The following is an 18,639-nucleotide window of genomic DNA, read 5'->3' as shown; positions in this document are numbered from 1 at the left end:
ACATAAATCCTTTAGAAACGGTTGATGCGTCAGTTCCCGTCCCTATATCTGGCGGGACCACACCTGACAAGACAACGACACCTAGTGCTGCACCTGCAGCAAGCCATGCAAATGACGCAACGTAGATATGCAATTTAGCTGTATCCGAATCACACCTAATAGGTCATAAGGACCCTCACGCCGAAAATGCAAGAGCAAGAACAACAAGGAAGACGAGATGAGAGATTTCGTTGACGGCACTGCCTTTAACAATGAGCAAGGCAATCGTGCACGCAAACTTTTCGCGGCTGTTGTGTTGGCCGCTCTGGATGATGCTATCGCCGATGACAAGAAGTACGGCAATGGCCCCGAACAGATCGCCCGCTGGGCGCGCTCGCGCGATGGACGCGAAGTGCTGTCTTGTGCCGGCATTGACCCGAATGAACGGGTTGTCAGCGGACTGATGGAGTTCGTTGGTCGTGGCGTGCGCACCTCGGTCGCGCTGTCGCGTGAAGAAAGCGAGCGTCGCAATGCCGCTCAGCAAGCTGAAGCCGCCTGATCCAAGGCGATTTCTGAATGAAAAAGCGCGCTCCCGTACATCGGGGCGCGCTTTTCTTTTGTGACAGTCAGAAGAATAAAAGCCATTGGCGTGCGACCCACAATTCTGCACCCAGAAGAAAGCCAAAGAAAAGCTTGGCGGTCACTGACAGCCCTCTGTTCCACAGCATCACATAAGACCCGACACAGATCGCCACTGACACAGGCATCACCAAAAGTGCGTGATGCGTGCTGTTCCAATAGCTAACCGGGCTATGAAAGACCCAATCGCTCAGCGGCCAGAATTGCGGGCGACCGTCGTCCGCATGCACCGCGAAATCCAACGCCAGATGCAACAGGCCAGCGGACGCAGCCACCGTCAGAAACCGCCATCCGCGCCAAAGCCCAAGCGCCAGTGCCAGCCCCCAGAGTATGAACGAATTGTCGATTGCAAACACCGTCTGCCAGGCGGGGGAAAAATAGAGTTCGTCAAAAACTACCTGCGGCGGGATGCGCAGGATGAACAGGGAAACCCCGACCATGACAAACAGCGACAGGTCAGGCAGCAACGATCCTAACATCGCAGCCCAAAGAATTGCTCCCCGTGCAGGCCGTGCAAATGCGGCAGCACCGATCAAAAGATGCGAGGGCGTGTTCATCCGGGGCTTTTCCTTTGGCCTCAAATCAGGTCATGTGCGTCAACGTATAGGAGACGGCCATGGTTCGCGCCATTATGATTCAGGGCACCGGCAGCAATGTTGGCAAATCGGTTTTGGTGGCCGGGTTGGCGCGCGCCTATACGCGGCGTGGGCTGAGGGTTGCGCCGTTCAAGCCACAGAACATGTCGAACAACGCAGCCGTCACCGAAAATGGCGGAGAAATTGGTCGCGCTCAAGCTCTGCAAGCGCGCGCGGCCAAACGTCCGACACATACCGACATGAACCCGATCCTGCTGAAGCCGGAAACGGATACTGGCGCTCAGATCATTGTACAGGGTCAGCGCGCGGGCACCATGAAGGCGGGTGATTACCGCAAGGATAAGTCCAAACTACTGGGGGCGGCGCTAGAAAGCTTTGACCGCCTGTGCAGCGATGCCGATCTGGTGCTGATCGAAGGTGCGGGCAGCCCGGCTGAAACCAATCTGCGTAAGGGCGATATTGCCAATATGGGCTTTGCCTGCACGGCGGGTGTGCCCGCTATTCTGGTCGGCGACATCCACCGCGGTGGCGTGATTGCTCAGATCGTGGGAACTCAGGCGGTGCTTGATTCAGGCGATCTTGAGATGATCAAAGGTTTTGCCGTCAACCGCTTCAAAGGTGACGTTTCTCTCTTCGATGACGGGCGAGACGACATTGCCGCACGTACCGGGTGGCCTTGCCTTGGCGTTGTACCGTGGTTCCATGACGCTTGGAAACTGCCGGCCGAGGACATGATGGATATCCGCTCGCACAGTGGTGGGGCTTGCAAGGTCGTCGTGCCACAGCTTGAACGGATGGCCAATTTCGATGACCTTGATCCGTTGTCAGCAGAACCCGGAGTCACGGTTGAAATCATCCCGGCAGGACGCCCCCTGCCCGGTGACGCCGATCTTGTTCTGCTGCCGGGCAGTAAATCCACCATCGGCGATCTGACCTATTTCAGGGCTCAAGGCTGGGATATCGACCTCTACGCCCATGTCCGTCGGGGTGGTCACGTGTTGGGTCTGTGCGGTGGCTATCAGATGCTCGGCAAGACTATCGCCGACCCCGATGGTGTCGATGGCCGCCCTGGAACGGTTGAAGGGCTGGGTCTGTTGGATGTGACCACCACCATGGCAGGGAGAAAACAGGTTACACTGCGCACCGCGCGCTCTGTTTTGGGCGACGACCCCGTAACGGGCTATGAAATTCACATGGGCCGGACCGAAGGGCCGGATTGCTATCGCGCCTGGCTTAAGATCGAAGACCGACCGGAAGGCGCCTCCGACAAAACTGGCCGTATCCGCGGCAGCTATTTGCACGGTATCTTTTCTTCAGACGCCTTCCGCGCCCGTTATCTGCAGCAACTTGGCGCAACATCTGACCTGTCATACGAGAATGGGGTAGAAGAGGTACTGGACGCTCTGGCTGACCATCTTGAACAGCATATGAATCTGGATCACCTGCTGGAATTGGCCGCGTCACCGAAGAAAACCTGAGGGTCAATCCAGTTTCTGCTCGGCCAGTGCGCGGTAGATTTCACGCCGCACCATCTTGCGAACATTGCGGGTAATACGCTGACCCAGAACGCCCTGCAGCTCTTCCCGAACGACCTGAGCGATCAGACCGCGCAACATATCCTCATCCAACGTCAACGAGGCCGTCTTTAGCTTACCTTCAGCTGGTTTGGAAACGTCGGCAGGTTTTGATTCCTCGTCAGAAGATGGGCGAGGGCTTCTGACAAATGTCGCGACAGAGGCATGCTCAGGCTCTTCCACCGGCGGTTGTTCGCGCACCTGCGTAGTTTCACCTGATTTTTGAGAATCGATTAGTGCAAATTCTTCCTCGGCCCGCCAAACCAACGTCGCATTTGGCGTCCCGGCATATTCGTCGTCACTGTCTCCATCCGGCTCCCACTGGTCTTCGGTTTTGGCGATTGCTGTTTCCAAAGCTTCGATCTTTGCGCTCAGGCTTTCGACAGGGTCACTTTTAGGAGCTGCATGTGGCTGCTGAGCATCGGCTGGCTCTGAGTGCTGAACAATGTCGGAAGACTTTAGAATCATGGGCTTAATTGAATCGTCCACCCGATACAGCACGTCGTCCTCGGGGGAAGGCACCGGGTCTTCGACAGACACCTTATCGCCAACCCTCAACGCGTCGGTTAAAACCAACCTGCCGGGCTTTCGCGCAATGGAGTCCGACTGCCCGGCCTTAGCTTTTCGGTCTTCTTCGTTAACCAAGCGCTTGATCGAGGATAAAACGTCCTCGATACCGGCGTGTACGACTTTATCCGTCATTGTTCTCTACCGCTCTATCCTCAAGAGCGAGTTTAGCCAAACAAATCGGACCTCACAACAGGTAGAGTTGCGCCTTAATCGCGGCGCAACGCTTTGAGGACGCGATCCAGATCCCGGCTTTGCTTGCTGATCTGGGCCGGGGCCTTCTTTACCAGATTATAATAAAGGGTTGGATCATAAATCTGCACCGCCAGCCCGAGGCGTTCTGCGGTCAACAAACCTTGGGCCTGTAGCAGCTCATACGCGGCCCGAGACCGCTCTGTGCGCGACGCAACTTCGGCCAATTGCGCGTCCAGCAAGTCCTGCTGAGCGTTCAAAACATCCAGAGTTGTCCGCGCGCCCAAGGTTGCCTCTTCCCGGATGCCGTCAAAGGCGACCTGCGAGGCGCGCACCCGCTCTTCCGATGCGCGCAGGCTGGCTGTCGCTGCCTGGAATGCCGCATAAGCATCCGCAACACCCTGAGTGATGTCCTTTTGAACGTTCAGCAGATTGGCGCGTGATGCATCCCGTGTCGCCATCGCACGGCGAACGCTGGCAGCCAAGCGGCCACCGGCGTAAATCGGCTGATTGAAACGCAGCGCGATGGTCGCATCCTCAAGGCTGTCGTCGTTGTCATAGCTTTCACGAATGCCCGCATCGGCGTTCAGGCTGACATTGGGGCCTAGGTTGGCCCGCTCTTGCTGTACGACCAGATCCAGCGCACGCACCTGATGCTGCGCCGACTGGATGGCCGGGTGATTACGCTGTGCCAGGCTAACAGCCGCAGCTTCGGACCCAGGCAAGTTCGGCAGGCTCGGCTGTCCGGCTGTGCGCCCAGGCTGCTTTCCCACGGCGTTAACATATTCAGCTTGCGCAATGCTAAGGTTACCACGCGCAACCGCCAAATCCGCTTGTGAGCTGGCCAACTGCGCCTCGGACAGCGCGACGTCGGTACGCGTCACCTCGCCCACCTCAAACCGGTCCTGAGAGGCACGCAGTTCCTCGGCCGACACGTCGACGTTGTTCAGGCGAATCTGAACCGTCTCTTCCTGCAGCAACACCCCAAGATAAGCGTTCAAACCCCGGAACAGAACCTGCTGTTCGATATCCAAAAGGGATTGCCGCGTCGCAAGTACTGTTTCCTGCGCCGACTGCTTGCCCAGAACCGAGAAGCCGCCATCGTAAATCAGTTGGCTCAGCGTAAGTCCGGTGAAAAAAGTGGTCGGCTCATCCCGGCTCACGCCCAGATCCGTTGAGGACCGACTGTAGTCCTGACTGACTTCGACCGCCCAGTTGATAATCGGGCGGAGCGCCGATAGGGCGATAGCCACATCTTCGTCCGCCGCGCGTAACAGAGCCCGGTTCTGTTCCAGCAAGCCGCTGGTGTTATAGGCTCCAATAAAGGCATCCGTCAGATTGTCCGCCCAAGCTACACGCCCAGGAAGGGCACTCAGCGCTATTCCCGCCGTCAGTGCCAAAGCCTTCGCAAATTTCGCCCCCGTCCTTGCACGCATAACGAAATCCCTCTCAAATCAAAATTACGCAACCCTAACCGCAGTTTGCGTCTATGCGTTCAACTAATCAAGACAGCATTGGAATATGTCTAAGAACTATAGTGAAAATGCACACTTTCTGGAAAACGCCTGCAAAATCGGAGCATTGGCGTTGAATGCGCGACGCCAAGTTACCTTGTCGCCGGATTTATGGCCGACCCGAACGACACCCAGCTCACCTTCCACAAAAAGGCAGGCAATGCGGCCGTGATCCTTTAATTGAGCGATCAGTGCATCAGGCACTTGCTCAACCCCACCCTGAATCATGATGACGTCATAAGGGCCGTGCTCGGCTGCACCCTCCTCAAGCCGCCCGATATGAACAATCGCGTTGTCGGCGTCAGCCTCCATCAGAATCGTCTGCGCTTCGGCAGCAAGAGCTTCGTCTTCTTCAACAGCAACCACCAATTGCGCCATGCGCGCTGCGACTGCTGTGGAATACCCCAGCCCCGGCGCAATATCCAAAACAGCCTCGTCATTCGAGATATTCAGAACGTCCAGAATCTTTGCCAGCGTCCGGGGCTCCAGCAAGCAGCGCCCGTTCCCAAGATCAACCACGCCTTCGGCATAGGCAGCCTCACGTTGGGCGTCGGGCACGAAATTCTCGCGCTGGACAGTCAGCATTGCATCAATGATGGGAAATTTCGTGACATCCGAGGGTCGAACCTGCGTGTCAACCATCGTGCGGCGTCGGGTTGCGAAATCTGTCATTGGATCGCTCACTGTAAGTCCCAAGTATACCCGGCTTGTGCCACATCCAAGCGAAACCGGCAACGGCTGTGACGTGGAAAATTCGACCCAATAGCAGGAACTTGGGATGGCATTGCGCCGCACGTCATAAACTGGCTTTGGATTTTTGCGCCCAACCCACTGGACGCCCCTGACGAAAGGTGTTAAAACGCCAGCCACACCACGGCAAGTATTTGATATTACTTGAAAAGGCGAGTTGGCGGAGTGGTGACGCAGCGGATTGCAAATCCGTGTACACCGGTTCGATTCCGGTACTCGCCTCCACTCCTACAACATCACATACCGCCCATATTATTTAGGGTATCCTCTGTTATTCGACTCCACGCCCCTGTGGAACAACCTCATATCCCGGCTCCTCAGGCTCATCATCCAACATCTCTGGTGGAAAACCCGGCGCCGTGATATCCAGCCCCGTTGCCTCTTCCAACCGCCTGATAATGTTAGGGGAAAGCTCGCGTTCACCGAACCGGGCAATGCCGTCTTCGAAGATTTGGATCATCACCGGATTTATCTCCAACGGCACCCCGGCGCGGTCGGCAACATCCTGAAACAGGCCAATGTCCTTCTTCACCAGATCCATCGTGAACGAAATATCACGCGACCCGTTCAAGATGACCTGGCTTTCGGTTTCGTGAACAAACGAGGTGCCCGAAGAAATCTTGATCGCCTCATATGTAGTGTTGAGGTCCATGCCTGCAGCCTTGGCTGTTACCAACGCCTCGGCGCAGGTGATCAGGTTTGCGGTGGCAAGATAATTGGTCAGCACCTTGAGAACCGAGGCCGAGCCCAATTCTCCTGTGTGCAGCACGCGCCGCCCCATTGTGGTGAGGAAAGGCAGGATTTTCTCAAACGTCGCACGATCACATCCGGCGAAGATCGAGATGTTGCCGGTTGCTGCACGGTGGCAACCGCCGGACACGGGGCAATCGACCGCTGCGCCTCCGCGTTCGATCACCATAGTCCCCAGTCGCTTGGCTTCGGCTTCATCGGTGGTCGACATCTCCATCCAGATCTTGCCCGGCCCGACTTCGGTCAGCATCTCTTGCATGACGGCGTCAGATGCAGCAGGTGATGGCAAGCAGGTAATGACGGCATCGCAATCCCGCATCATTTGCGCAGGGGTTTCGGCTGCTTTGGCACCTTTGGCCACGAATTCGACCACCAGATCGGGGTTGAGGTCATGGACCGTCAGGTCAATTCCATTGCGCAGCAGCGATCCTGACAGTTTACCACCGACATTCCCCAAACCGATAAATCCGACTTTCATGTTTACCTCCTGACGGTCGTATTTTGGGCCGAGTATCCGCGTTGCTTGCTAGAAACGAAAATGATTAATATGCCAATATATGGTCAAATATTTTTGGTGATAAATGGACCGCCTGCCAAATCCCACATGGTTGCGCAGCTTTGAATCCGCAGCACGGCATCTGAATTTTACCACTACAGCGAGGGAACTTGGCCTGACGCAGACGGCGGTTTCACTACACATCCGCTCGCTTGAGGCCGAACTGGGACAAAAACTGTTCACCCGGAACGCGCGGAGGTTGGAACTAACCGAACTTGGACAGTCCTATTCGCTGACGGTCCGGCGCTCTCTGGCTGATATCGCCCTGTCCACCAACAGTCTGTTTGGCCCTGCCTCACGGCAGACCCTGACAATCCGCGCGGCGATATCAACCGCAACGTATTGGATAGCTGCAGAACTGCCTGACTTTACCGTGCGGCACCCGGAAATCCCTGTGCGACTGGTCTCACACATCTGGAATGACAGCATCGCGCCTGGAGATGTGGATCTAGAAATTCGGCTTGGTTATGGCGATTGGCCTGGTGTGATCTCCGAGAAACTGACCGAAGAAAAATTAGTTCCGGTGTGTCGGGCTGGCGGTGGGTTGCCGACGTGTAACAACCTGCAAAAGGGCCCTCTGATTCATATCCTTGGATACGAAGACAACTGGGCACGGTATTTTCAGGCCAATAACATCGCACCCTCGGATCAAGCGCCTCAGCATTCGGTGGACACTTCGGTGGCTGCGCTGCAGCTTGTCATGGCTGGCGCCGGCTATGCGACGATTCTGGAACGGTTTGCGCGAAACGCGATCCGGCAAGGTGCGCCGCTTGAAATTGCAGGCCCCGCGATTCCCTTTGCTCAGTCACATTATCTGATCAGCGCGCAGGGAGCTGCCCAGCCGACAGCGGCCGCGGGGCTGTTTTGCGCGTGGCTGCGAGAACGGATTGCCGTGAATGCCGCTGTTTGACACATGCTGGTCGCTTTTCTCACCCGAGCAACAGCAACCCGTACCTCGTGCTTGACAACCCCCCTGCCCGTACCGCATGTCCGACGCGCTGGTGTCCATCTTTGGATGGATGAAAAGGGAATGCGTCAACGGATCATCCGCCAAACGCAGCCGCCCCCGCGACCGTGACCGGAGAGGGTGCCCAAAGCCACTGGCCTGCAAGGCCGGGAAGGCGGGACATCTGCCGGGGCTGACGCCCCTATATCCGCAAGCCGGGAGACCTGCCAGCGCCCGAAGTTGAAACCGGACGGGGTGATCCGGTGTCGGGCCCATGTGCAGACGTGGCCCGCATGAAACCCCGTCCCCCGCGAAGAGGATTTGGGGGGATGAGAGACGTGACCGAGACCGCACCAGTCGAATTGCTGGTCTGTACCACTTGCCGCCGTGGCCTGCCCGTCGAGGATGACGACCAGCGCCCCGGAACATTGTTGCATAAAGCCCTGGAACGGGCGGACCTGCCCGAGGGCATCACGCTGAAACCGGTCGAATGCCTATCGAACTGCGATCAGGGCTGTTCCATCGTTCTGCGCGGCGGGGCAGACCGCTGGACCTTTGTCTATGAGAACCTGAACGAAACCGACCACGTTAACGTCATCGTCGACGGAGCGACCAAGTATCTGGCCACCGAGGACGGCCTGGTCAAATGGCGCGAACGTCCCGAGCATTTCCGCAAAAACTGCGCCTCGCGCATTCCCCCGATTGGAGCCCCGAAATGAGCAATCTGGAAAAACTCCCCGTTACTGTGATCACCGGCTTTTTGGGCTCGGGCAAGACCACGCTGGTCAAACACCTGATGCAGAACCCGCAGGGCAAACGTCTGGCCGTTGTGGTCAACGAATTTGGTGATGTAGGCGTCGATGGTGACATCCTGAAATCCTGTGCAATTCCGGATTGCCCGGCGGAAAACATCATGGAACTGGCGAACGGCTGCATCTGCTGCACCGTGGCCGATGATTTCATCCCGACAATCGAAGCCCTGATGGCGCTGGAGCCGCGCCCCGATCACATCCTGATCGAAACTTCTGGTCTCGCCCTACCCAAGCCGCTGCTAAAGGCGTTCGACTGGCCCGATATTCGTTCGAAAATCACCGTGGACGGCGTGATCGCTCTGGCCGATGCCGAGGCCGTCGCCGCCGGTCGCTTCGCCACGAATGTCGAGGCCGTGGACGCCCAGCGTCTGGCCGATGACTCGATCGACCATGAAACGCCTCTGTCCGAAGTGTTCGAGGATCAGATCTCCTGCGCCGACATTATCCTGCTGACCAAGCCTGATCTGGCCGGTCCCGAAGGCGTTGCCAAAGCTAAGGAAGTCATCGCCGCCGAAGCCCCGCGACCGCTGCCCGTAGTTGAAGTGGCCGAGGGCGTCGTGGACGTGCGCGTCGTGCTGGGCCTTGAGGCCGCCGCCGAGGATGACATGGAGGCGCGTCCCTCGCATCATGACGGCCACCACGACCACGAGCATGACGATTTCGAAAGCATTATCGTTGAACTTCCCGAACAGACCGACCCTGCCGATCTGGTTGCCAAGATTGAACGTCTGGCCAAGGAGTTGAACATCCTGCGCGTCAAAGGCTATGCCGCCGTTCAGGGTAAGCCGATGCGTCTGCTGGTTCAGGCCGTTGGCGCCCGCGTGCGTCATCAGTACGACCGCCCGTGGGGGCCCGGCGAAGAGCGTCGCTCGCGTCTGGTCGTGATTGCCGAGCATGACGACATCAAAGAGGCCGAAATCCGTGACATCCTCGCGGGTGTGACCGAGGCCGCCGAGTAAGCTATGCACGTCGTCTTCCGCGAAAGCCACGGGTTAGAAGAAACCGAGACCCCGACCGATCTGGGCCAAAGCCCGGCGGATCTGGTTGTGCTGTCCTTTTCCGACAGCGACCTTGGTGCTTTCGCGGCGGGCTGGCATCGCGGTGGCGGGCCCGAGGGGCGGATGCCGACGATGCGGCTGGCAAACCTGACGGCGCTGAAACACCCTCTGTCTGTCGACACATATGTTGAACAGACTCTGGAGGGTGCAAAGGGCATCCTGATCCGCCTGATCGGCGGTGTGCCCTACTGGTCCTACGGGTTGCAGCAGGTTCTGGCGCTGGCGCAGGCCAAAGGCATCGCGCTGGCCGTTCTGCCTGCGGATGGGCGTGAGGACACGCGGCTGGATGAGTACTCCACCCTACCGGTCTCGACCCTGCGTCGTCTGGCGCATCTGTGTGACACCGGTGGTGAAGTCGCGGCACAGGCCGCGCTGGCTCAAATGGCACTGGCGGCGGGGCTCTATGCCGGGCCGGTGATGGGGGCCAAAACCCTGCCCGAATGCGGAGCATGGTGCCCGGATCGCGGTGTCATCCCGGTTGATACGGCGTTCACGGGCGACGCAAAGCGCATCCTCGTCACCTTCTACCGCGCCTATCTGACCTCGGCAGACACAGCTCCGGTTGCGGCCCTGATCCACAGCCTTCGCGCACGCGGGTTTGACGCTGTGGGTATGTTTGCCCCTTCTCTCAAAGCACCTGCAGCTGCCGAATGGCTGCGCGAACAAGTCGTAGCGCTTGCTCCATCGGCGATCATCAACGCCACCTCATTCTCGGGCAAAGGCGTATCGGGCACGTCACCTTTAGACGCGGCGAACGTGCCCGTGTTCCAGGTCGCCCTCGCCACGTCCCGCCGCAAAGCCTGGGCCGAGGCGGAGCGCGGCCTCTCGCCGGCCGACCTCGCCATGCATGTGGTGCTGCCCGAGGTGGACGGGCGGATTTCGGCAGGCATCGCGTCGTTCAAGGAACCGGGCAAGCGCGACCCGCATCTGGAATACTCCCGTTTCGCTCACAGGGCAGAGCCGAACCGGATCGAAGCAATCATCGACCGAGTGTCCGGCTGGCTGAACCTGAACGACAAACCCAAACAGGATCAAGTCCCGGCTCTGGTGTTGTCGACCTATCCCGGTAAGGATTGGCAAATGGCGCACGCAGTGGGCCTCGACGCGCTGGCCTCGGCCGAAGCGATGCTGTCCGATCTGGAGGGCGAAGGCTACGACACCGCCCCCGAAGAACCGATTGCCGACGCGCTGCCAGACGCCCGGATTTCATGGCCGCTGACGGATTACCTGACCGCACTGGCCGAATTGCCCGAGACCCTGCGCAGCGATCTGCAAACCGTCTGGGGCAAGCCCGAAGACGACCCAACCTACGTCGATGGAGCCTTCCGCTTCACCGCCCTGCGCCGTCGCAGTGCTGTGGTCGCACTGCAACCGGAACGCGGCACACCCGAGTTACGTGACGACGATTACCACGACCTCTCACGCACCCCGCGCCATAGCTATGTGGCTTTCTATTTGTGGCTGCGCAAAGAGCTGGGCGCGGATGCGCTGATCCACATTGGTGCGCATGGCACGCTGGAATGGTTGCCCGGCAAATCGGTCGCCCTGTCCGCCGATTGCTGGCCCGAGGCGTTGATCCGAGACCTGCCGGTGATCTATCCGTTCATCGTCAACGACCCCGGCGAGGCCGCGCAGGCCAAACGCCGCATCGGGGCCGTCACGTTGGGCCATATCCCTCCGCCTATGAAGGAAAGTGGCACACCTGACCGGATGGTGCGGCTTGAATCGCTGCTGGACGAGTTCTCGAATGCTGACGGCCTTGACCCCAAGCGTCGCGACCGCTTGCAGGTGGATATTCGCGAAGAAGCGCAGGCCATTGGGCTGGAAGGCGACCTTGGCCTCGATCAGGCCACCTGCACCGCCGAGGCAATCACCCGCATCGACCGCTTTGTCTGTGACATCAAGGAAAGCCAGTTCGGCGACGGGCTGCATATCTTTGGCCGCGTGCCTAAGGTGACCGGAAATTTCGACCCCGCGCCCTCGGCAAATGCTGAGCGCAGTGCTCTGATCGACGCGCTGGCTGGCAGACGGATCGAGGCCGGGCCGTCCGGCTCCCCTTATCGTGGGCGGTCGGATGTGCTGCCCACCGGGCGGAACCTCTACACCACCGACCCTCGATCAGTGCCCACGCGCGCCGCCTATACCCAAGGTGTGAAGCTGGCGGAGGAACTGGTGCGGCGGCACCTGCAAGAGGAAGGCGACTATCCCAAGGGGTTGATCGTCGATCTGTGGGGTTCGGCCACCATGCGGACCGCTGGCGAAGAATTCGCGATGGCGCTGCACCTGTTGGGGGTAAAACCGATCTGGGACAAGGGGTCCGAGCGCGTCTCGGGCATCGAGGTGCTGCCGATCACCGACCTCAGCCGCCCGCGCCTGGATGTGACTTTGCGGGTCTCGGGTCTATTCCGCGATGTTTTCCCGACGCTTTCGGCGCTGTTCGGTCAGGCGGTGCGTGCATTGTCCGAGCGAGACGAAGCGCCGGATTGGAACCCCTACTCCGGTCAGGAACCTGCGGCACGGGTCTATGGGCCTGCGCCCGGCAGCTATGGCGTCAACATGACCCAACTGTCCGAAGTCTATACCGACGAGGCCCGCGTACAGGCCGGTGAGGCGTGGCTAGAGGCCAGCTCCTTCGCGCTGGAAGGCGAGCATATCGCGCAAGACAAAAACGGCATAACCCAACGCGTCGTCAATGCCGACAGTTTCGTGCACCTTCAGGACCTGACTGAGACCGACCTGCTGCTGGCCAACGACTACGCCACGCATGAGGCCGGGTTTGCTGCTGCAAAGAAGATCACCGGCGGCACGGCACAGCTCTATCATCTGGACAACACCAATCCGGAAAACCCGCGCGCCCGCACCCTGCCCGAGGAAATCAGCCGCGTCGTTCACGCCCGCGCTGCCAATCCCGGCTGGATCGCGGGTATGCAACGTCACGGGTTCCGGGGCGCAGCCGAGATCGCGGCCACGCTGGATCACATGGCCTCGTTCGCGCATCTGTCTGGCACCGTCGCACCGCATCTATTCGACCTCTACCACGACGCAACTCTTGGCGACGCCGAGGTCGACGCCTTTTTGCAAGAGGCCAATCCGCAAGCGCATCAGGCCATGCAGGATCGATTCCGCGCGCTGCTGGAGGCCGGGCTTTGGAACACCCGCCGGAACTCGATCCGGGCCGATCTTGAGGGTCTGTCATGAGCGCGCCCATCGTCCAAGGCTGGTGCCCCGGAGCTCACCGTCCGATGATGTCGGGCGACGGGCTGGTGGTGCGGGTTCGCCCTCGGCTGGCCCGTCTGAGCAAGGTGCAGGCGCTGGGACTGTGCGAACTTGCCGATCGTTTTGGCAATGGCACCATCGACCTGACCAACCGAGCCAATCTGCAGCTTCGTGGCGTGCAGGAAGCGGACCACCAGCAGCTGCTGGCGGAACTGGCGGCGCTGGATCTGCTGGACGCCGAGCCGGGTATTGAGGTGCGGCGAAACATTCTGGTCTCACCGCTGTATCAGGCAGGTGATTTGACCGCGCGGTTGACACAGGAACTGATTGACCAGCTTGAGCAACTGCCTTCCCTACCTGCGAAATTTGGCTTTGCCATCGACACCGGCCCGAGCCGGCTGTTGGCAGCGGACTCAGCCGATATCCGGCTGGAAACCGGAGTGAACGGCCTGATCCTTCGCGCCGATGGGTGCGAGACCGGACGAAAAGTGTCACAGGCCGACGCCATAGACCAATTGATCGATCTGGCGCGGTGGTTTGCCGAAAACTACACCTCTGACACCCGCCGCATGGCGCGCGTCGTTGCGATTAAGGGCCTATCGCAGGAATGGCACGGCTCCCTTCCCGGTACCATTGGTACGCCGATCCAGCCCGGCACATGCGACCTTGGCACACTATATGGCGCCGCGTTCGGGCAATTGCCTGCAAGGCCTCTTGCCGACCTGATCACTTCCTCGGGCGCGTCGGCCCTGCGGGTTACCCCGTGGCGGTTGTTTCTGCTTGAAGGCGGGGTGGCGATACCCGCCCCGGCCTTTGTGACAGATGGCTCTGACCCGCTGATGACCACTGACGCCTGCCCAGGCGCGCCGTACTGCCCTCAGGCACAGGCGGAAACCCGTGATATTGCCCGCGCTCTGGCGCCGCGTGTCACCGGCAGCCTGCATGTCTCGGGCTGCGCCAAAGGCTGCGCGCGGATGGGCCCCGCAGATGTTACTCTGGTCGGTCGCGATGGGCGATTTGACCTTGTCAAACAAGGCCGCGCAGGAGATGAGCCCTGCAAGCACGGCCTGACACTCGAAACACTCAAGACCATGGACCTGACCTGATGCCCTATACATACGAAACTGATGGCGCGGCGATCTATAAAGAAAGCTTTGCCACCATCCGGTCCGAAGCCGATCTGGCCCGGTTCGACGCCGACGAAGAACAGGTCGCCGTCCGCATGATCCACGCCGCCGGTATGGTTGGGCTGGAAGAGTTCGTGCATTTTTCGCCGAATTTTGTCACGTCTGCTCGCACTGCTTTGGAAAATGGTGCTCCGATCCTGTGTGACGCACGCATGGTCAGCGAAGGCGTCACCCGCTTCCGACTGCCCGCGGATAACGAGGTGATCTGCACCTTGCATGACGAGCGCGTGCGCCCGCTTGCCGCTGAGATGAGCAACACCCGCTCTGCCGCGGCGCTAGAGCTCTGGCGTCCGCATCTTGAGGGCGCTCTGGTAGCTATCGGTAATGCCCCAACCGCGCTGTTCCATCTGCTGAACATGCTGGAAGACCCGGACTGCCCCCGCCCCGCTGCCATCATTGGTTGCCCCGTGGGCTTTGTCGGTGCGGTCGAATCCAAGGACGCCCTGTGGGCAGCGCAACCGGTGCCGTCCTGTATCGTCAAAGGCCGTCTGGGCGGCAGCGCCATCACCGTCGCCGCCGTTAACGCCATCGCGAGTCGCGCGGAATGAGCGCGGGCAAGATATATGGCGTGGGCCTTGGCCCTGGCGACCCGGACCTGATGAGCGTCCGGGCCGACCGCCTGTTGCGCAATGCGCGCCACGTTGCATTCTTCCGCAAGCCAGGCCGCAGCGGTCAGGCGCGTAAGATCGTCAACGGCATGATCCCAGGTGATGCGATCGAATTCCCGATGGAATACCCCGTGACCACTGAAATCCCGGTCACCGATCCGCGCTATAATGAATTGCTTTCAGCGTTCTACAAAGACTGCGCCGCACATCTGAAATCCCTGTCGGACCGGGGCGAAGATGTGGTGGTTCTGTGTGAAGGTGATCCGTTCTTCTATGGTTCTTTTATGCATCTTTACAGTCGACTACGCGACGGAGCTGATGTTGAAGTTGTGCCCGCCATCACTGGTATGTCTGGCGCGTGGACGGCCACGGGCGACCCGATCACTTGGGGTGATGATGTCCTGACCGTTCTTGTCGGCACCCTTCCCGAGGATACTTTGGCGGAACGCATGGCGCAGACCGATGCGCTGGTGGTGATGAAGATCGGGCGCAACATCGACAAAGTGAAACGGGCGCTAAAGACGGCAGGCCTCTACGACCGTGCGTGGATTGTCGAGTTCGCACAGATGCCGAACCAAACCGTGACAAAACTGTCCGAGGCTTGTGAGAAAGTGACACCTTATTTCTCGATCATCATCGTACATGGTCAGGGACGACGCCCATGAGCGGCTGGATCAAAATCGCGGGCCTTGGCCCCGGCAATGAAGATTTAGTCACGCCCGAGGTTTCTGCCGCGTTGGCCGAAGCTACAGATGTGGTTGGCTACATCCCCTATGTTGCGCGCGTGGCTGAGCGCCCCGGACTGACCCTGCATGCCAGTGACAACCGTGTCGAGATCGACCGCTCGCAACACGCGCTGCAGATGGCGGCCGAGGGGAAACGCGTAGTTGTGGTGTCATCCGGTGATCCGGGTGTGTTCGCAATGGCCGCCGCAGTGTTTGAGGCGCTGGAAAATGGTCCTGCGGACTGGCGCGATATCCCGATTGATGTGCTGCCGGGGATCACTGCAATGCTGGCCGCGTCTGCCCGCGCTGGCGCGCCTTTGGGGCATGATTTCTGCGCCATCAACCTCAGCGACAACCTGAAACCGTGGTCCCTGATCGAAAAACGCCTTCGTCTGGCGGCACAGGGCGATTTCGCGATGGCGTTCTACAATCCACGTTCGAAATCCCGCCCAGAAGGTTTTGTAAAAACGCTGGAAATCCTGCGTGAGGAATGCGAGCCCGAACGTCTTATTCTATTCGCCCGAGCCGTCTCGCGCGCGGATGAGGCGATCCGAATTTCGACTCTTGCCGAAGCGACACCAGATATGGCCGACATGCAGACCGTTGTGATTGTCGGCTCATCGCTGACCCGTGTGATAGAACGGGACAGCACCCCAATCGTCTACACTCCGAGGTTCACGCCGGAATGAGCCAGCCAGTCCAGAACCTGTGCGACACTCGACAGTTCGGTCCGCTGCGGCAGGGCCGGTCGGTCAATCATGAGCACCGGAATGCCCAGCGCCCGTGTCGCATCCAGCTTGGCCCGCGCGCCGGTGCCGCCTGCGTTCTTGGACACAACCAGTTCGATACCATGGCGCTGCAAAAGCGCCCGGTCATCCGCTTCGGCAAACGGCCCGCGTGCGACAACAACATCGCAATTCGGCAGGGGCAGAGCGTCGGGTTCGTCCACCAAGCGCAGCAGGTAATGGTGCTGGGGTTGGGCGGCGAAGTCTTCAAGATGCATCCGACCCACGGCCAGAAAGACGCGCTGCGCCGGACCGGACAGAGCGGCCACCGCGCCCTCGATGTCAGGTACATGCAGCCACCTATCACCTTCTTGCGCCTCCCATTGCGGGCGGGTCAGCGCGGCCAACGGGACACCCGCCTCGCGGCTGGCACTCACAGCATTGCGGCTCATCTGCGCGGCGAAAGGATGGGTGGCGTCGACCACGTGGGTAATCGCGTGATCGCGCAGGTACCGCGCAAACCCGTCTGCTCCGCCGTAGCCTCCGACACGCACCGGCACAGGCTGCGGGCGCGGGCTATCCACGCGACCGGCGTAGGAATAGGTCGCCGGAATGCCCTGCTCGGCCACAGCTTTGGCCAAAGCGTTGGCCTCGGTCGTGCCGCCAAGGATCAGGAGGTGTGTCATGCTTGAGGCTCCGTGGCTGACCGTTTTGGGCTTGGGCGAAGATGGACTGGATGGCCTGCCCCCCGCAAGCCGTCAAGTGCTGGAACGTGCTGAAATCATCATGGGACCGCCGCGCCACTTGTCCTTGGTGGCTGAAACCAGCGCGCAACGGGTGGAATGGCCCATACCGTTCGCCGATGGCCTGCCGATCCTGACCGGATTCCGCGGGCGACCAACCGTCGTTCTGGCCTCGGGCGATCCGTTCTGGTTCGGCGCGGGTTCTGTTATCGCGCGTAATTTCGAGGCTGGTGAATGGGCCGCCCTGCCTGGCCAATCGACCTTTTCGCTCGCTGCCGCACGGCTAGGCTGGCCGCTGGAAAGCACGCTGACGTTCGGTCTGCACGCGGCCCCGCTGACGCGGCTGCGACCACATTTGGCGCCCGGTCTGCTCGCCATCCTGTTGTTACGCAATGGGGCAGCAGTAGCAGAACTGGCAACATATCTGACCGAGACAGGTTTTGCCGATACACGCTTGCATGTGATGGAGGCGCTCGGTGGCCCTCGCGAGCGGGCGCGGAGCGTCTCGCTGACCGAGGCGTTGTTGGGCGGCTTCGACCACCCGGTTTGTGTGGGGCTTGAGGTTGAAGGCAAAGGGCGCGCCTTTCCAAAGGCATCGGGCAAGCCGGATGAGATTTTCGAAACTGACGGCCAAATCACAAAACGACCTGTTCGGGCCCTTACGCTGTCGGCGCTGGCACCTCAGCGGGGCGAGCACCTTTGGGATATCGGCGGTGGCACCGGGTCCATCAGTATTGAATGGCTAATGTGCGATCCGACCCTGACCGCGACCACAATCGAACCGCGCGAGGACCGCGCCGAACGTATCCGGCGTAACGCCGATACACTGGGACAAGACCGGTTGAACGTGATCCACGGTACTGCACCGGATGGTCTGAACGGAATTCCCTTGCCCGATGTCGTCTTTATCGGTGGCGGGCTAAGCGCCAACCTGCTGGCTTGGTTGCGCGACGCCTTGCCCGCTGGCACGCGGCTGGTCGCCAACGCAGTGACGCTGGAAAGCGAGGCGCTGCTAGCACATTGGCACCATGAACTGGGTGGGGAGCTTCTGCGTATCGAACTGGCCCAAGCCTCGGCCCTTGGCCCACGCCGCGGTTGGAAGTCCGCCTATCCGGTGGTGCAGTGGAGCGTCACCCTATGATCGTTGCCGGTATCGGATTTTCATCTACGGCGACGGTGGACAGCCTGCGCACAGCCTTTGAAAAGGCGAGTGCCGGTCAAAACGTGGAGGCGTTGGCCACCGTGGCAGACAAGGAAGGCCACAGGGCACTTGCCGAATTCGCCACTGCCGCCGCCCTGCCCCTGTATTTCGTCGCGCCTGCTGATTTGGCAGGACAGCGAACCCTCACCTGCTCGAACCGCAGCCGCGCCACTTATGGCACCGGCAGCGTGGCCGAAGCATCCGCTCTTGCCGCCGCCGGACATGGTGCGCGGCTGATCTCACACAGACAAATCTCGGACGACCGGCTTGCAACCTGCGCCGTCGCCATCGGAGGATAGAC

Annotated in this window: 18 protein-coding genes, 1 tRNA gene and 1 riboswitch; of the genes, 13 read left to right on the top strand and 6 right to left on the bottom strand. The window is 60.0% G+C overall.

Annotated features, from left to right (window positions below; translation table 11 throughout):
- Positions 1 to 217: 217 nt before the first annotated feature.
- Entirely contained in the window at positions 218 to 538 is a 321-nt protein-coding gene (locus tag GOW93_RS18365; protein WP_037310273.1) for a DUF6280 family protein, read from the top strand.
- Positions 539 to 605: 67 nt separating this feature from the next.
- Here the strand turns inward: GOW93_RS18365 and GOW93_RS18360 are convergent, their stop codons facing one another.
- On the bottom strand, positions 606 to 1,175 hold the full coding sequence (locus GOW93_RS18360; protein WP_170387452.1) for a cobalamin biosynthesis protein CobQ: 570 nt from the start codon (positions 1,173 to 1,175) through the stop codon (positions 606 to 608).
- A 59-nt stretch (positions 1,176 to 1,234) separates the two neighbouring features.
- On the opposite strand from GOW93_RS18360, the gene GOW93_RS18355 reads away from it, so the two are divergent.
- The gene (locus GOW93_RS18355; RefSeq protein ID WP_170387450.1) at positions 1,235 to 2,692 is read left to right on the top strand and encodes a cobyric acid synthase; all 1,458 of its coding nucleotides are present in this window, start codon (positions 1,235 to 1,237) and stop codon (positions 2,690 to 2,692) included.
- A gap of 3 nt (positions 2,693 to 2,695) precedes the next feature.
- On the opposite strand, the gene GOW93_RS18350 is transcribed toward GOW93_RS18355, so the two are convergent.
- From GOW93_RS18350 to GOW93_RS18340, 3 genes are all read right to left on the bottom strand, one after another.
- Positions 2,696 to 3,490 (bottom strand): hypothetical protein, encoded by a 795-nt coding sequence (locus GOW93_RS18350; RefSeq protein ID WP_170387448.1) that lies wholly within the window; start codon positions 3,488 to 3,490, stop codon positions 2,696 to 2,698.
- A gap of 74 nt (positions 3,491 to 3,564) precedes the next feature.
- Positions 3,565 to 4,983: a TolC family outer membrane protein gene (locus GOW93_RS18345; RefSeq protein WP_170387446.1), complete on the bottom strand. Its 1,419-nt coding sequence runs from the start codon at positions 4,981 to 4,983 to the stop codon at positions 3,565 to 3,567.
- Positions 4,984 to 5,079: 96 nt separating this feature from the next.
- The gene (locus tag GOW93_RS18340) at positions 5,080 to 5,733 is read right to left on the bottom strand and encodes a protein-L-isoaspartate O-methyltransferase family protein (protein WP_170387444.1); all 654 of its coding nucleotides are present in this window, start codon (positions 5,731 to 5,733) and stop codon (positions 5,080 to 5,082) included.
- A gap of 229 nt (positions 5,734 to 5,962) precedes the next feature.
- Between GOW93_RS18340 and GOW93_RS18335 the strand changes: the two genes are divergently transcribed.
- Positions 5,963 to 6,036, top strand: a tRNA-Cys gene (locus GOW93_RS18335).
- A gap of 46 nt (positions 6,037 to 6,082) precedes the next feature.
- Here GOW93_RS18335 and GOW93_RS18330 read toward each other — a convergent pair.
- Positions 6,083 to 7,039 (bottom strand): NAD(P)-dependent oxidoreductase, encoded by a 957-nt coding sequence (locus tag GOW93_RS18330; RefSeq protein WP_170387442.1) that lies wholly within the window; start codon positions 7,037 to 7,039, stop codon positions 6,083 to 6,085.
- A 103-nt stretch (positions 7,040 to 7,142) separates the two neighbouring features.
- Here GOW93_RS18330 and GOW93_RS18325 point away from each other — a divergent pair, with 103 nt between their 5' ends.
- The 8 genes from GOW93_RS18325 (at position 7,143) to cobJ (ending at position 16,358) form a co-directional block, all read left to right on the top strand.
- A complete protein-coding gene (locus tag GOW93_RS18325) occupies positions 7,143 to 8,027 on the top strand; it encodes a LysR substrate-binding domain-containing protein (protein ID WP_170387440.1) in 885 nt (294 codons plus the stop codon).
- Positions 8,028 to 8,099: 72 nt separating this feature from the next.
- Positions 8,100 to 8,309, top strand: a riboswitch (cobalamin riboswitch).
- 83 nt (positions 8,310 to 8,392) lie between these two features.
- Positions 8,393 to 8,782, top strand: a complete 390-nt coding sequence (locus GOW93_RS18320; protein ID WP_170387438.1) for a DUF1636 family protein — start codon at positions 8,393 to 8,395, stop codon at positions 8,780 to 8,782.
- The gene (gene cobW / locus GOW93_RS18315) at positions 8,779 to 9,834 is read left to right on the top strand and encodes a cobalamin biosynthesis protein CobW (protein WP_170387436.1); all 1,056 of its coding nucleotides are present in this window, start codon (positions 8,779 to 8,781) and stop codon (positions 9,832 to 9,834) included. Before GOW93_RS18320 ends, cobW begins: the two co-directional genes overlap by 4 nt.
- 3 nt (positions 9,835 to 9,837) lie before the next feature.
- Positions 9,838 to 13,131 carry a cobaltochelatase subunit CobN gene (gene cobN, locus GOW93_RS18310; RefSeq protein WP_170387434.1) on the top strand — a complete coding sequence of 1,098 codons (3,294 nt, stop codon included), beginning with the start codon at positions 9,838 to 9,840 and terminating at the stop codon, positions 13,129 to 13,131.
- Positions 13,128 to 14,255, top strand: a complete 1,128-nt coding sequence (gene cobG / locus GOW93_RS18305; protein ID WP_170387432.1) for a precorrin-3B synthase — start codon at positions 13,128 to 13,130, stop codon at positions 14,253 to 14,255. The genes cobN and cobG overlap by 4 nt, the downstream gene beginning before the upstream one ends.
- Positions 14,255 to 14,884, top strand: coding sequence for a precorrin-8X methylmutase (locus GOW93_RS18300; protein ID WP_170387430.1), 630 nt, complete (start codon positions 14,255 to 14,257; stop codon positions 14,882 to 14,884). Before cobG ends, GOW93_RS18300 begins: the two co-directional genes overlap by 1 nt.
- Entirely contained in the window at positions 14,881 to 15,609 is a 729-nt protein-coding gene (locus tag GOW93_RS18295; protein WP_170387428.1) for a precorrin-2 C(20)-methyltransferase, read from the top strand. The genes GOW93_RS18300 and GOW93_RS18295 overlap by 4 nt, the downstream gene beginning before the upstream one ends.
- Positions 15,606 to 16,358: a precorrin-3B C(17)-methyltransferase gene (cobJ, locus tag GOW93_RS18290; protein WP_170387426.1), complete on the top strand. Its 753-nt coding sequence runs from the start codon at positions 15,606 to 15,608 to the stop codon at positions 16,356 to 16,358. Before GOW93_RS18295 ends, cobJ begins: the two co-directional genes overlap by 4 nt.
- Here cobJ and GOW93_RS18285 read toward each other — a convergent pair.
- Entirely contained in the window at positions 16,331 to 17,080 is a 750-nt protein-coding gene (locus GOW93_RS18285) for a cobalt-precorrin-6A reductase (protein ID WP_170387424.1), read from the bottom strand. The two genes, cobJ and GOW93_RS18285, sit on opposite strands and share 28 nt — an antisense overlap.
- On the opposite strand from GOW93_RS18285, the gene cbiE reads away from it, so the two are divergent.
- Positions 17,079 to 18,278: a precorrin-6y C5,15-methyltransferase (decarboxylating) subunit CbiE gene (cbiE, locus tag GOW93_RS18280; protein WP_170387422.1), complete on the top strand. Its 1,200-nt coding sequence runs from the start codon at positions 17,079 to 17,081 to the stop codon at positions 18,276 to 18,278. The genes GOW93_RS18285 and cbiE overlap by 2 nt on opposite strands.
- A complete protein-coding gene (locus GOW93_RS18275) occupies positions 18,275 to 18,637 on the top strand; it encodes a cobalamin biosynthesis protein (RefSeq protein ID WP_170387420.1) in 363 nt (120 codons plus the stop codon). The genes cbiE and GOW93_RS18275 overlap by 4 nt, the downstream gene beginning before the upstream one ends.
- Positions 18,638 to 18,639: the final 2 nt, after the last annotated feature.

This window comes from Ruegeria atlantica, from assembly GCF_013032455.1.
In the GTDB taxonomy this organism is placed as follows: Bacteria; Pseudomonadota; Alphaproteobacteria; order Rhodobacterales; family Rhodobacteraceae; genus Ruegeria; species Ruegeria atlantica_B.
Note: the sequence above shows the minus strand (reverse complement) of the source record. Positions and strands in the feature narration are given on the sequence as shown.

Bases quoted from the DNA above. Each gene is read 5' to 3' on its own strand.
- GOW93_RS18355 (WP_170387450.1), top strand. From the start codon at position 1,235: ATGGTTCGCGCCATTATGATTCAGGGCACCGGCAGCAATGTTGGCAAA.
- cobW (WP_170387436.1), top strand. From the start codon at position 8,779: ATGAGCAATCTGGAAAAACTCCCCGTTACTGTGATCACCGGCTTTTTG.
- GOW93_RS18360 (WP_170387452.1), bottom strand. From the start codon at position 1,175: ATGAACACGCCCTCGCATCTTTTGATCGGTGCTGCCGCATTTGCACGG.
- GOW93_RS18325 (WP_170387440.1), top strand. From the start codon at position 7,143: ATGGACCGCCTGCCAAATCCCACATGGTTGCGCAGCTTTGAATCCGCA.
- GOW93_RS18330 (WP_170387442.1), bottom strand. From the start codon at position 7,039: ATGAAAGTCGGATTTATCGGTTTGGGGAATGTCGGTGGTAAACTGTCA.
- GOW93_RS18295 (WP_170387428.1), top strand. From the start codon at position 14,881: ATGAGCGCGGGCAAGATATATGGCGTGGGCCTTGGCCCTGGCGACCCG.
- GOW93_RS18345 (WP_170387446.1), bottom strand. From the start codon at position 4,983: ATGCGTGCAAGGACGGGGGCGAAATTTGCGAAGGCTTTGGCACTGACG.
- cbiE (WP_170387422.1), top strand. From the start codon at position 17,079: ATGCTTGAGGCTCCGTGGCTGACCGTTTTGGGCTTGGGCGAAGATGGA.
- GOW93_RS18300 (WP_170387430.1), top strand. From the start codon at position 14,255: ATGCCCTATACATACGAAACTGATGGCGCGGCGATCTATAAAGAAAGC.
- GOW93_RS18350 (WP_170387448.1), bottom strand. From the start codon at position 3,490: ATGACGGATAAAGTCGTACACGCCGGTATCGAGGACGTTTTATCCTCG.
- cobN (WP_170387434.1), top strand. From the start codon at position 9,838: ATGCACGTCGTCTTCCGCGAAAGCCACGGGTTAGAAGAAACCGAGACC.
- GOW93_RS18285 (WP_170387424.1), bottom strand. From the start codon at position 17,080: ATGACACACCTCCTGATCCTTGGCGGCACGACCGAGGCCAACGCTTTG.
- GOW93_RS18340 (WP_170387444.1), bottom strand. From the start codon at position 5,733: ATGACAGATTTCGCAACCCGACGCCGCACGATGGTTGACACGCAGGTT.
- cobG (WP_170387432.1), top strand. From the start codon at position 13,128: ATGAGCGCGCCCATCGTCCAAGGCTGGTGCCCCGGAGCTCACCGTCCG.
- GOW93_RS18365 (WP_037310273.1), top strand. From the start codon at position 218: ATGAGAGATTTCGTTGACGGCACTGCCTTTAACAATGAGCAAGGCAAT.
- GOW93_RS18320 (WP_170387438.1), top strand. From the start codon at position 8,393: ATGAGAGACGTGACCGAGACCGCACCAGTCGAATTGCTGGTCTGTACC.
- GOW93_RS18275 (WP_170387420.1), top strand. From the start codon at position 18,275: ATGATCGTTGCCGGTATCGGATTTTCATCTACGGCGACGGTGGACAGC.
- cobJ (WP_170387426.1), top strand. From the start codon at position 15,606: ATGAGCGGCTGGATCAAAATCGCGGGCCTTGGCCCCGGCAATGAAGAT.